The 13,466-nt window shown below is 42.2% G+C and carries 11 protein-coding genes; 4 read left to right on the forward strand and 7 right to left on the reverse strand.

Annotated features, from left to right (window positions below; genetic code table 11):
• Positions 1 to 136 precede the first annotated feature (136 nt).
• Positions 137 to 1,531, reverse strand: a complete 1,395-nt coding sequence (locus H5164_RS07180; protein ID WP_182741611.1) for a PhoH family protein — start codon at positions 1,529 to 1,531, stop codon at positions 137 to 139.
• 324 nt (positions 1,532 to 1,855) lie between these two features.
• Between H5164_RS07180 and rapA the strand changes: the two genes are divergently transcribed.
• A complete protein-coding gene (gene rapA, locus H5164_RS07185) occupies positions 1,856 to 4,762 on the forward strand; it encodes an RNA polymerase-associated protein RapA (RefSeq protein ID WP_182755385.1) in 2,907 nt (968 codons plus the stop codon).
• A 117-nt stretch (positions 4,763 to 4,879) separates the two neighbouring features.
• A complete protein-coding gene (locus H5164_RS07190) occupies positions 4,880 to 5,755 on the forward strand; it encodes a DUF3530 family protein (RefSeq protein WP_182755387.1) in 876 nt (291 codons plus the stop codon).
• 35 nt (positions 5,756 to 5,790) lie between these two features.
• Here H5164_RS07190 and H5164_RS07195 read toward each other — a convergent pair whose 3' ends face one another.
• Entirely contained in the window at positions 5,791 to 6,597 is an 807-nt protein-coding gene (locus H5164_RS07195) for a crotonase/enoyl-CoA hydratase family protein (RefSeq protein WP_182755390.1), read from the reverse strand.
• 434 nt (positions 6,598 to 7,031) lie between these two features.
• On the opposite strand from H5164_RS07195, the gene H5164_RS07200 reads away from it, so the two are divergent.
• Positions 7,032 to 8,027 (forward strand): response regulator, encoded by a 996-nt coding sequence (locus tag H5164_RS07200; protein WP_124015119.1) that lies wholly within the window; start codon positions 7,032 to 7,034, stop codon positions 8,025 to 8,027.
• A gap of 15 nt (positions 8,028 to 8,042) precedes the next feature.
• Positions 8,043 to 8,999, forward strand: a complete 957-nt coding sequence (locus H5164_RS07205; protein ID WP_182755392.1) for a sensor domain-containing diguanylate cyclase — start codon at positions 8,043 to 8,045, stop codon at positions 8,997 to 8,999.
• Positions 9,000 to 9,082: 83 nt separating this feature from the next.
• Here the strand turns inward: H5164_RS07205 and rraB are convergent, their stop codons facing one another.
• The 5 genes from rraB to H5164_RS07230 all read right to left on the reverse strand — a co-directional run bounded on the left by rraB (position 9,083) and on the right by H5164_RS07230 (position 13,387).
• Positions 9,083 to 9,520, reverse strand: a complete 438-nt coding sequence (rraB, locus tag H5164_RS07210; protein WP_124015121.1) for a ribonuclease E inhibitor RraB — start codon at positions 9,518 to 9,520, stop codon at positions 9,083 to 9,085.
• Positions 9,521 to 9,620: 100 nt separating this feature from the next.
• Complete coding sequence (locus H5164_RS07215) at positions 9,621 to 10,352, reverse strand: 1-acylglycerol-3-phosphate O-acyltransferase (protein WP_124015122.1); 732 nt, start codon at positions 10,350 to 10,352, stop codon at positions 9,621 to 9,623.
• Between the two features lie 168 nt (positions 10,353 to 10,520).
• Positions 10,521 to 11,294, reverse strand: a complete 774-nt coding sequence (locus H5164_RS07220; RefSeq protein WP_124015123.1) for a metal ABC transporter permease — start codon at positions 11,292 to 11,294, stop codon at positions 10,521 to 10,523.
• A gap of 4 nt (positions 11,295 to 11,298) precedes the next feature.
• Positions 11,299 to 12,204, reverse strand: a complete 906-nt coding sequence (locus tag H5164_RS07225) for a metal ABC transporter solute-binding protein, Zn/Mn family (RefSeq protein ID WP_182696750.1) — start codon at positions 12,202 to 12,204, stop codon at positions 11,299 to 11,301.
• Positions 12,188 to 13,387 (reverse strand): hypothetical protein, encoded by a 1,200-nt coding sequence (locus tag H5164_RS07230; protein ID WP_124015124.1) that lies wholly within the window; start codon positions 13,385 to 13,387, stop codon positions 12,188 to 12,190. The genes H5164_RS07225 and H5164_RS07230 overlap by 17 nt, the downstream gene beginning before the upstream one ends.
• Positions 13,388 to 13,466 lie beyond the last annotated feature (79 nt).

A 13,466-nucleotide genomic window follows, 5' to 3' on the forward strand; every position in this document is an offset into this window, starting at 1 on the left:
TGCGGCCAGTAAACATCACAGACCTTAAGACTTATTTAAAAGAGTGATAATACATAAGGTTACCCAATGTAACCTTATGTATGTATGAGAATATCAGCTTCTTTGGTGCAGATAACGCTTTCTATTGGTTAACCGATTACAGATGCTCCTCAGCAAATTCAGCTAATCGTGAACGAACCACACCATTGAGATAAATATTAGCGCTGCCTTCAAAGTCTTTAAAACGCTCGACTATGTAGGTTAAGCCTGACGTCACTGCGGTTAAGTAAGTCGAATCTATTTGGGCTAAATTACCACTGCAGATAAGCTTAGTACCCTCACCCATTCGAGTGATCATGGTCTTAATTTGTGATGCGGTGAGATTTTGGCATTCATCTAAAATGACCACTGAGTTTTGAATCGAGCGACCACGCATAAAGTTAATCGACTTAAATTGAATGTTGGCCTTTTCCATTATGTAGTTCACGCTACCGCTAGGGTTAACATCATTTTTGTGGAGTACTTCTAAGGTATCGGTAATTGCGGCTAGCCAGGGAGTCATCTTCTCTTCCTCGGTGCCAGGTAAAAAACCTATCGACTCAGCAATTTCGGGGGTATTACGAGTTACAATGATTTTGTCGTAACGTTTACGCTCAACCACCAGCTCTAATGCAGCAGCCATGGCTAATAGTGTTTTACCGCAGCCAGCGGGCCCCGTCAGAATAATCAGTTCGATGTCAGGATCCAGCAAGGCATCAAGTGCCATGCCTTGATAAATATTCTTCGGTTTAACCCCCCAAGCTTGATGATGCAATAAGCGATCGCGGCCACGATCAATGATCTCTAGGTATTGATCTGTTTTACTGGCAACACGGCCGCAAAAATCGGAACTGTCGTCAATTAAATACTGATTAAGATAAAAATTTTCATTACCAAGATGCTCCAATGGTACTTGATGAACCGTATGGCGGTCTTTGCGATCGGTAGAGACTTTATCGATATTTTGCCAAAAATCACCCGGGAACTGGTAAAAGCCTTTAGCAAGAAAGCGCACATCATCAATCAATTGATCAGTACGATAATCTTCTACTCGCTCAATACCCGCGCCTTTGGCCTTTAAGCGCATGTTAATGTCTTTGGTAACGAGCACTACGGTGCGGGGAAAATGAAGTTTTTGTAAATGCAGCGCGGTATTAATAATGCGGTTATCGTTATTATCGCCCGGGAGTGAGCCGATAATAAATTCTATTTGATGATCAGGAAAAATCGATAAATGCCCCGATACCTCAGCATGCTCCTCGCGTGTAGGTAATGGAACGCCTTTTAAAATTTGCTCCGGAGTAGTGGGTCCCCCCAAAATATCTTCTAATGCTCGTATGGCAACCCGAGCATCACGACTCACATCTCGCTTCCTGTCCTTAATACTGTCGAGCTCTTCTAACACAGTCATGGGAATAATTACGTCATGTTCTTTAAACGAATATATCGCTAAAGGTTCATGCAGTAACACGTTGGTATCCAGTACAAACAACTTTTTGTCGTCTTGTTGCATGGTGCCTCCAGAGTGCTCTCAATGAATAGAATCAGTATCACTTAGCTAAACGTATAACATTAAAGGGATAATTAAAGTCTTTATTGAAAACAGGCCATTGCCATAACAATGCTGCCTTCATAAAATATGCCACTGGCTGAAGAAAAACTCAATGTCATCATTAACGCCTTTGTTTCACACTATGACGTCAATGTGACGCTAACATGTCAAGATGGTGTAAAAATGAACATCTACACGATAAATCAATGCTAGAATTTCAATCTGGATGGGTTTGGTTTAACATACGCCCCCTTTTTTGTTTCACGCAATAAATGAGAGTAGAAGATGCCGTTTGCCTTAGGTCAACGCTGGATAAGTGATACCGAGTCAGAACTCGGATTAGGAACAGTCGTTCAAGTTGAAGGCCGCATGGTTACGCTGCTATTTCCTGCCACTGGAGAAAACCGGATGTTTTCTCGCAGTGAAGCTCCCTTAACCCGGGTTATTTTTAACCCCGGAGACACTGTCGAAAGCGGTGAAGGTTGGAGTATCACCATTGAAGAGCTTGAAGAAAAAAATCAATTGGTGATTTATCACGGGATCCACAGCGAAACCAAAGAAAAGGTCAGTCTTCGTGAGACGATGCTGAACCACAATATTCGTTTCAATAAGCCCCAAGACCGTTTATTTGCTGGTCAAATTGATCGCTTAGAACGCTTTGGTGTACGTTACCAATGTCAGTTATTACGCCACAAATTAGCCACATCAGACTTACTCGGTCAGCAAGGCCCACGAGTAGGCTTAATTGCTCACCAACAATGGATTGCTCATGAAGTCGGTAGTCGCTATGCGCCGCGAGTATTATTGGCCGATGAAGTAGGGTTAGGTAAAACCATTGAAGCGGGTTTAATTATTCATCAGCAGTTACTCACTGGTCGTGCTGAACGCATTTTAATTATCGTACCCGATACGCTACGTCACCAGTGGTTAGTTGAAATGTTACGTCGCTTTAATTTACGTTTTTCAGTATTTGATGAAGATCGTTGTGTTGAAGCTTATGCCGACAATGATAATCCGTTCTATACCGAACAATTGGTTATTTGTTCACTTGATTTATTGCGTAAGAAAAAACGTCTTGAACAAGCTGTCGATGCCGATTGGGACTTAATGGTTGTCGATGAAGCTCACCATTTAGAATGGTCAGAAGATGCGCCAAGCCGCGCCTATAAAATCGTTGAAGCGTTAAGTGAAGTCGTCCCTGGCGTATTGCTATTAACTGCAACACCAGATCAACTGGGCCATCAAAGTCACTTTGCTCGTTTGCGCCTACTCGACCCAGATCGTTTTTATGACTACGATGCTTTTTTAGCAGAAGAATCAAGCTATAAGGATGTGGCAGAAGCGGCTGAAGCATTAAGTAAAGACAGTAAATTACCCGACAGCGCCATTAATAGCTTAACCGAATTGCTGAGCGAAAAAGACATCGAGCCAAGTATCCGCTTGATCCAGTCAAAGGATGTTGATGCCGAATCACAGCAAGCGGCACGTCAAGAATTACTGCAAGAATTACTCGATCGTCATGGTACCGGCCGCGTTCTTTATCGTAACAGTCGCGCCTCAGTGAAAGGCTTTCCCAAGCGTTTGTTTAATGCCTATCCACAAGACATGCCAGCACAATACGTTACTGCGGAACGTGTCAATGCCATGATGGGCAGCGCCAAACAACCACAAGATAAAGCCGCTCAGGCATTGAGCCCTGAAAAACTATATCAAGCTTTTGAAAGCGACAGTGCCAGTTGGTGGAAATTTGATCCTCGAGTAGATTGGTTAATTGAGTTTTTAAAGTCTCACCGCAGCAAAAAAGTACTGATTATTGCCAGCCAAGCTGAAACGGCTTTAAGTCTTGAAGAAGCATTACGTACTCGCGAAGGTATTCAGGCAACGGTTTTTCATGAAGAAATGTCGATTATTGAACGTGACAAAGCCGGGGCGTATTTTGCCCAAGAAGAAGGCGGTGCTCAGGCATTAATTTGTTCTGAAATCGGTTCTGAAGGTCGCAATTTCCAATTTGCTAGCCACCTAGTACTGTTCGATTTGCCGCTTAACCCTGACTTACTAGAGCAGCGGATTGGCCGTTTAGATCGTATTGGTCAGCTAAACGATATTCAAATTCATTTACCTTACCTGCGCGATACCGCCCAAGAAAGATTAATGCGTTGGTATCATCAAGGATTGAATGCGTTTGAACTCACTTGCCCGAGCGGACATGTGTTATTTAACGAATTTGCTGATGAGCTGATTAACGTGCTGTGCGACGATGATGAAGAGATAATGACCCAATTACTCAATCATACTCAGCATCGCTACAAAGAGCTTAAGCAAGCAATGGAGCAAGGCCGCGATAAACTGCTAGAGATCAACTCTCATGGCGGCGAGCGTGCTAATGCGTTAATTAAACGCTTGTCAGACAGTGATAATGATATCCATCTAATCGGTTCAGTGATCCGTTTATGGGACATTATTGGTGTTGATCAAGAAGATCGTGGTGAAAACTCGATTATCTTGCGCCCTAGTGAACACATGATGTTCCCAACGTATCCTGGACTGCATGAAGATGGCATCACAGTCACCTTCGATCGCACCACGGCGTTGGCACGTGATGACATTGCCTTTATTTCACAAGAGCACCCTTTAGTACAAACTGGCTTAGATTTAATCACCGGCTCAGATACCGGCACCACCAGTGTGGCCATTCTAAAAAATAAGGCGTTACCTGCAGGTACCCTGTTTTTAGAATTGATTTACATGGCCGATGCTTCGGCGCCAAAGGCGAGTCAGCTGTACCGTTATTTACCACCCACTCCTATTAGAGTGTTGCTGGATAAAAATGGCTTAAACATGGCAGACAAAGTGGATTATGCCAGCTTTGATAAGCAACTTAGTGCGGTTAACCGTCATATTTCCAGTAAGCTTGTTAATGCATCGCAGCCTATTTTGCACCCTTTATTGGCCAAAGGTGAAGAGTTTGCCAAGCAATCGCTAGCACAGTTAGTGGTCGATGGCCGCGCTAAAATGACTCAGCAACTCACTGGCGAATTAGAAAGACTAGAAGCCTTAAAAGCAGTTAATCCGAACATTCGTGAAGACGAACTAGAATATATTCGTAATCAAATGGTCGAATTAACGGGCTACATGGACAACAGTCAATTACAGCTTGATGCAATACGTATGGTGCTTGTTAGCCACGTATAACGCTTAACTCGTTGTAGCAATAATGTCGTGTAAAAAATGCCCTGTTTATCAGGGCATTGTTTTTACTCATCGTTATACATTAAGCTAATCATATTAAGTGTTTTTTACTGAGAGGTTATGGTGCAATTAGGACGACTAAGTCTGTTATTAATCGTAACAGTAAGCTTATTAATGGCCATGCCGAGCGTAAAAGCGCAGCAACCTTATGCTTACCTATCTGCTGATGAAATAAAATTTATCACTATTGACGGTAAACAAAGTGAGATTCTGGTCCGGTCTTGGCAGAGTAAAAAACACTTTGGCTCGGCGGTGATTGTGGCCGCGTCAGACACAGATGCAGATGCCGCGGGTTTAGCTAGCTATCTGCGGACTAATATTAATAGCCTCGGCTGGGCGAGTATTAGCCTCACACCAGCAAAAGGCTTATATCGACCAAACTATGCCACTAAACCTGAAGAAATTACTAAAGCAGGCACAGAACAATTACAATTAAGTAGTGACAAAAGCGTTCCTAAATATGAATCATCTCAGTTACTTGAACTGAGAAATTTTCAACAAACCAATCTAAATGAAGCCCTAAATCAATTACCCGCAACCACCAGTTTGTTCCCTGGCGGAAAGATTATGATTGTGCTTGATGACAGCGCCGGCATGATCATCAATTTGCTCTATGACAAAAAAATTCCTACGCCAGATGTACTGGTCATCATCAACCCTTATCGCGAGTACGAATATTTAATCGATCCGCAAAGTCAGCGTAAATCAATTGCCGAGCAATTAGTGACTATGTCGATTCCAATACTCGATATTCAATCGGCTGATGCACACCCTAATTCGATTGAACAAGCCACTACTCGACTTAATTACAATCAAGTTAAACCGGCTCGATACTATCGCCAATATCAGATGAGTTTAGATTTAAGCAATGCTAGTGGCTGGGAAGAAGCCCTGAATCAAATTGAAGGCTTTTCCCGAACCGTTATCGGTAGATAGTCATTGCATCGATACATTAGTGCTAATCGATTTACTTACCACCAAGACTGACGAACGCGATAGGCCTTATGTGGATTTTTAGTTTGTCTAATCGCAGCAATCACCCGGTTTTCCCCCAATAATAATCGAATTTGGCTCAACGATTCCCGGGCTAATAAACTGCGTACAGAGGCACTCCAACTTTGATTGATACTGCGTTTAATGGCGGCATTGGCATCGGGCGAAGTACGCATAATTTTTTGAGCTAATGCCGTAGCATACTCATAAGCGTTATCACTTATTTGAGTCACCAAACCTAGCTCAAGCGCTTGCTCAGCAGTTAAAATATCCGCGGTATAGGTCAACATCAACGCTTTGTCTTTCGGCATAATTTGTCTTAATGCCACCAAACCAGCCATATCTGGCACAAGCCCCCACTTTGCTTCCATTATCGACAACTTACAATGTGGCGTGGCAATACGAATATCAGCACCTAGCGCTATTTGGGTGCCACCGCCATAACAACAGCCGTCTAACACCGCAATAACAGGAATCGGTAAACGCTGCCAGCCCAAAGACACCCGCTGAGCTAAGTTTGCATTACCTGGCAACCACTTAAATAATAGCTTCAAGGCACTGGTGGGTGAACTCGCCACACTCTTCACATCTAAGCCTGAACAGAAATTGCCTTCGGCGCCGGATAAAATCACCGCATTAATCTGTTTATCAGCTCTGATCTGCTTAATAAGCGCATCTATCGCGGTAAACATCTCAACATTAAGCGCATTTATTTTACTGGGTCTGTTTAGGCAAACATGGGCAATACCATGCTCAACCCTGAACTTAATTAACTCTTTTTCCATAAAGCACCCTATTACTGGTCAGTCCAGTTTTTAGACTAACATATCTGGACTATCTGCCGAATAGTAATAACATGACAAATAATCAGCATTGGTCAAAATGTTGCCACGCTTTATTTTGAACAATATTCCATTGAGTGTTAGCCTGATACAGTATTAATTTAGGCATAACCATCCAATCTTCATGCTTCTACACGAAATATAACGCCAGATTGATATGACATTGATGACATTGTGGTAACAGCCATACAAATGTTACCAACTTAATTAAATGTTAAAACTAAGTTATCAATATAGTAAGCAAATACGTATAATGAGCTAACGAACAAAAAATCGCTGTAAATAGTCTTATAATTATAACTATCCGCCTCATACCACTCGCGGTTGCATAAATGAGTGTTTTTTTCTTAAAGGCGAAATAAGGAAGACCCGCAACAATGACCATTCCAATATTAATATGCGACGACTCTGCACTCGCCAGAAAACAAATGGCAAGAACTCTCCCCAAAGACTGGGACGTTGAAATTAGCTACGCCACCAATGGTGCCGAAGGGCTTGAGGTCATTCGCGCAGGTAAAGGTGAGATTGTCTTTCTCGATCTCAACATGCCGGTGATGGATGGTTATGAAGTACTCCAAGCGGTACAACAGCAAGATTTACCCGCGCTGATCATTGTGGTGTCAGGTGATATTCAAATTAAGGCCCATGAGCGAGTCAAAGCTTTAGGAGCTCTGGACTTTATTCAAAAACCCGTTAGTGCAGAAGCTATCAGCCATATTTTACAAGAGTACGGCATTTTAACCCTTACTCAGGGTAATAAAGCTGACGACACTCCAATGATGAAAGTTGATATGCGTGACGCATGCCAAGAAATCGCTAACGTCGCTATGGGTAGAGCCGCAGACTTACTCGCTAAGCTTTTAGATGTATTTGTATTATTACCAATCCCAAATGTGAACGTGCTAGAAGTTAGTGAATTAACCATGGCCTTAAAAGCCACCGAGCGAAACTCAACTGTATCAGGGCTGTGCCAAGGATTTATTGGTGCAGGAATCGCTGGTGAAGCGTTATTGCTGTTCCATGACTCTAGCTTTGAAGACATGGCCAAATTGATGGGCTTAGATAATCCAGAAGACATCACCACAGAAATAGAAGTGATGATGGATACCGGTAACGTGCTCATAGGAGCATTTCTAAATGGTATATCTGAACAACTTGACATGAAATTCAGTCAGGCACATCCAGTTGTACTTGGCAGACATTGCAGCGTCAATGAACTCATTCACGACAACTCAGACAAATGGCAACGAACTCTAGCGATGGAAATCAACTATCGAATCGAAGATTACAATATTCAATGTGATCTTTTGCTGCTGTTTACTGAAGACTCTATTCCTACGCTTAACTATAAGCTTGGCTACTTACTCGATTAATGTTGGATACTCTTTATGTCAAATGACCAAAGTGCGATGAATGAGCTTCACTGGCTAATCGATATGGTGCAAACCATTGAGGTAGGCTTAGTTGTGCTCGATCGCGACTATAATATCCAGCTTTGGAATGGTTTTATGGAAAACCACAGCGGCGTATCACCGAACTCCATTAAGGGTAAAAATCTGTTCGAACAGTTTCCAGATTTACAGGCTGATTGGCTGAAGAAAAAAATGGAATCGGTATTTGTATTAAAAAATCGCACTTTTATTAGTTGGGAACAACGTCCATACGTATTCAAGTTTAAAAACTATCGGCCAGTAACGGGACGAGCTGATTTTATGTATCAGAACATTACCTTACTGCCATTAGCGTCATTAACAGGGCAAATCACCCACATCAGTATTATTGTCTATGATGTAACCGATATAGCGGTAAATAAACTGCAATTAAAATCGGCCAATGAGCAACTGGAGCAATTAAGCCAAACCGATGGCTTAACCCAGCTACATAACCGTCGCCACTGGCAAGATTGTATGGAAAAAGAGTTTGATCGCTATTCACGTTACGGTGATGCGGCATCTTTAGTCATGATTGATATCGATAATTTCAAACTGATTAACGACAAGTATGGTCACCCTGCTGGCGATAAAGTTATCCAACATATCGCTTATCTGTTAAAACAAGCATTACGTGAAACCGACTGTGCCGGCCGTTATGGTGGTGAAGAGTTTGGCGTGGTGTTATCTAAAACCACAGCCGAAGATGCACTGAACTTTACCGAACGGTTACGAAAACGCATTGAAGAATCTGAAATAGCATTCGAAAATCGCCTGATAAAAGTCACTATAAGTATAGGGATTAATGATTTAGATTCAGAAATAGACAATAGCTCTACCTGGTTATCCGGTGCAGATAAAGCACTATATCTTGCTAAACAACAAGGTCGTAATCAAAGCGTTATTAATAAATAATAGGTTATCAATAATTGCTATTCAGCCATAAAAAAACGCTCATCATGGATGAGCGTTTTTTACGGTATTCAGCAAATGATTACTTAGTGAAATTTATCATCTGAGTCATTGTCATCTTCGTATTCATCATCTTCAAATTCATCGTCTTCTTCGTCGCCTTCAACTTCATCACCAACAAAGTAAGTTCCCCAACCGTCATAGTCTACTTTTTGCTTGGCGGCGAGTTGAATTAACTGTTCACAGGCTTTATCCAATAAAGGCACTTCTAACTTATGCTTAGCGATAGCATCAAAACAGAAAATAATCGAGCCATCTTCAAGCTCCATTTCTTCGGCATCGTTCACTTCAAAACCGAGTTTAAATGCGTCAACAGCGGCTTTTTCTAAACGATCAAAATTGGTCGCAGAAAAATGATGTTCAATAGTATATTCCGCATCAGGCTCTGAACCATCGGCAAGTAAGGCATCAACAATTTCAAGATTTTCAGCAAATTGTTCTTTTAACTGACGCTCAACAGACATGGATTACTCCGTAAATAGGACCTGTAAAAATTTATTCAATTATACCCAAACTGACACAAGTTGCGAGTTTATGAGCGATGTTAGGCGACCGATAACAATATTATTGCGCTTGTAGCATTAATGCTTGTGCTTCTTTATTCAATTCGACCAAACGTGCTGACATTAATTGATGCACTTTAGCATTTAATGCTTTCACATCATTTTTATCTAAACCTGCCGTGGCTACTGGCGCCATCATTTCTACAATCACCACACCGTTGTTCCAACGATTTAGGTTTATATGATTCTGACAAGACGCTAAGACTGGTACTATGGGTGCTTGGGCAGCTATCGCAGTGTGAAAAGCACCCACTTTAAAGGGTAATAATCCACGACCACGAGAACGAGTTCCTTCAGGAAATATCCACACTGACAGGAGTTTATTTTTCATCTTATCGACTGTTTTCGCCATAGTATCAAACGCACTATGACGGTTTTTACGATCAATAAGAATATTGCCCGATAACCAATAAATTTGCCCGAATAACGGCATCCATAGCAAACTTTTTTTACCTAAGCTCACTGTCGCTTTAGGCACCACTGATGTATGGGTAAATAAATCAAAATTATTTTGATGATTAGCTAAGTAAATACAAGGTTGCGGAGTAGCACTCGCAGAGTGAACACGTTTAATGACTTTAATGCCCAATACTGGCGCAACGGAACCAAAAAAACGGGCCACAAAATGTACATTGTCGCGATGCATAGGCCGAAATAGGCAAATGACAACCGAAAATATAAAGGCTAAAAATAATAGCACGGCGAGAATGATTGAACGAGCGATAAGCAGCACAGCATACTCCTGCAATAAAATTGGCGTCAGTATAGCGATGCTAGTCTAGGGACTCAACGTTTTGTTTACATATGTACGCTGAAATACTCTGCCCCTGTGAGCAGGGGCAGAGTAACAAGCTTTCTATGAAAGATTAGCCATTGGGTTAACAAGTTAATTATTAGTGGCTTAACCAGCTAATACTGGCAATCGCAGTTTTAGCAACATTCTAAATAAAAATGCACTTAACGCTAATGTTGCCACTATGGCTGCACCACTGGGTAAGTCATAACTAGCAGACAACAGCAACCCAGCAATATAACCCACAATACCGACCCCATACGCCAAAGCGAGTTTGGGTTTACCATGATATTGGTTTAAGGCCAAAGCCGGCAAAATTAGGGTGCTAAACACTAAATACACTCCCACGAGTTCCACCGACAAAGTAATCACTAAGGCAAATAGAAAGTAAAACCCAGCACCATCTAATATTTGCGGTTTTGCGATAATAATCCCCAGAATACCAGCAGAAACCACTGCCGGTAGTGCTAACTGAGACCAACTCACCCACAATATTTGCCCCGACATTAATTGCTTTAATAACTCAGCACCATGAGGGTCGTTGGCTAATAACAACATTGCCGCCACCGCACTGAGCACATAAAAGCAGCCAATAAATGCCTCGAGCTCACCGACTAACCGCTTTGCCATCCAAGCAATAATGCCTGCACCGCCTAGAGCAAACAACGCAGGCATCCACACATGGGCATAGGGTAAATCCTCTAGCCTATGATCAATGTGCGATACTATCGCCCCTAAGGCTGCAACTTGAGCAATAGCCAAATCAATAAAGATAATGCCACGCTTAAGCACTTGTTGACCTAACAGCACATGGGTTGATAATACCAATAACCCTGCCGCTAACGCAGGCAACAAGATAGACAGTAACTCAACATCAAACATAGTGTTATTTCACCTTATTCAATAGGCTAAGTATGCTGTCGTATAAGCTAATCAGGTCTTTACTCTCTTCGTTGCCACCCACCGATATCGGTAGCACCAATACTGGCAGATTAGCGCGTTCGCCTAACCATTTTGCCCCACGCTCATCTTGGTATGACGCCACAATAATCGCCATTACATCGCCTTTTTCCGCACGAGTAAGCAAAGAGGCTAAATGGCTACTCGTAGGTGCGATACCTGGCTTGGGCTCGAGATCGGCGACTTGCTCAATGCCAATCCATTTGAACAAATAACGAAAGCTTGAATGGTAGGCGATAACCTTCTTACCAGCTAAATCCTTAGCCTGCTGTTGCCATTGCGGTATTTTAGCTTGCCAAGCTTGACTAAAATCGGCCAACGACTGGCGATAAAGACTGGCATTGTCAGGATCGATTTGAGTAAATTTGGTACTCAAGGCCTGTGCAACTATTAACATCCGCTGCGGATCTAGATGCAAATGGGGATTTCCCTTTGCATGAACGTCGCCCATTGAACGATCCACTGAGGCTAACTTATCCAAGGTATCAATATGCTCTGCAGCAAAAAATAAGCCCTTATCCGTCGACCTAACCTGAGGATTAGCCGACTTCATTTGCAGCATAGGCAGCCAACCTATTTCTAAGTCTGCCCCTGCACAAACCACTACATCAGCTTGACGCATCTTCGCAATCAGGCTTGGTCTTGCTTGTACTTGATGTGGATCTTGCATCGCTGTTGTTGCCGAATACACTTTTGCATCGGGTGCTAGCGCTAATGTCAGTGCTGCATATTCAGGTTCACATGCAAACACATTGAGTTCCGCTTGTGCTGTCGCGGTAAACAGCAGTGACATTGAAGCCACTGCTAAAAGCAATTTAGTATTGATGCGCACCGTGAGCTCCTAATGACATGACATATTGTAAAGTAAGGATATTATCATCTTCAAAACCATCGAAATTAGTCCCAGTCTGATGAGTGTATTGCAAGCGCACTGTCGAAAAATGACTACTGTGCCATGCTAAACTGACTTCTGACTCTTTCAATTGTTGTGGATGAAGGTGATCGCCATGGACTTCATAAGTATCCACTTGACCATAACGAATCCCAGCAGACCAACGAGGAGAAAATTGATACACACTACTGACATACCAGCCCTGGTGATAGTCATCACTACTAATATCTTCATGGTCGGCCTCAACAATATGACCAGGTTCCATAGCAAAAATATCAGTTACTCTAAAATATTCACCACTGACAGTTAAATTTTGGTATTTGTAGTTACCATTAGGTGCCCACTTATAAACAACATCAGCAATGTAGGTGTTTTTACCTGTATAAGAAGCACTATGGCTATGTCCAGCATGTTCTTCATCATGCCCCTCTTCTTCCTCATTATGCTCATCTTCGGCATAAGCTTGACCATTTTGATTGCGAAGATAACTTAAGCCTAACTGCCAAGAACTTTCTATACCAATATCACCCCCCATCTTGGTTAACGCACTGTACACCCCAAGGTTATCAAAATCGCGCTCACCATGTGCATCCGCAGCACGTAAACTTTCTCCCTTAAACGCTTCGACACCCAGAGTCCAGTAGAGATCGGTTGGCGCGACATAGTTTAAACGAATACCATCATCAAAATAATGTCCGCCTAAAAATGCACGGTAAGCAGCTGGACGATCAGAAAATGAGTCTGTGTGTAAATGTTGGTTATTTAAATAGCCAATGTCAGATAAAAAACGACCTGCACGAACCGATAAACCATAAGGCATAGCTAATGTTTGAATAAAGGCTTCTTCTAAATTAAGCTCTGTTTCACCGTCATGTGACTCAATAATGGCGGTCACTTTACCGTAAAACATTTCATCAATATTGGCACTCAAGGCCAACTCAGTTTCACCTAAACCAAAACCTTCTGCACGCTCAGCTAATGGTCGGTCACCTGTTTGATAGTAACCATCGAGCACTGCACTTATATTAGGGTTGGTTAAACTAGAATCTTCTGCCATGACAGAATAAGAACTCACAGCACAAGCTAATGCTAAAATTGACACACGGGTGTTTAACGCAGACATAAAATCTCCAAAATACAACAAATATCCGCCTATCGCTGTTCAATATGAACTATCCGATAACGGAAAAATTAATAAATGT

It is taken from the genome of Shewanella sp. SG41-3, from assembly GCF_014164545.1.
GTDB lineage: Bacteria > Pseudomonadota > Gammaproteobacteria > Enterobacterales > Shewanellaceae > Shewanella > Shewanella vesiculosa.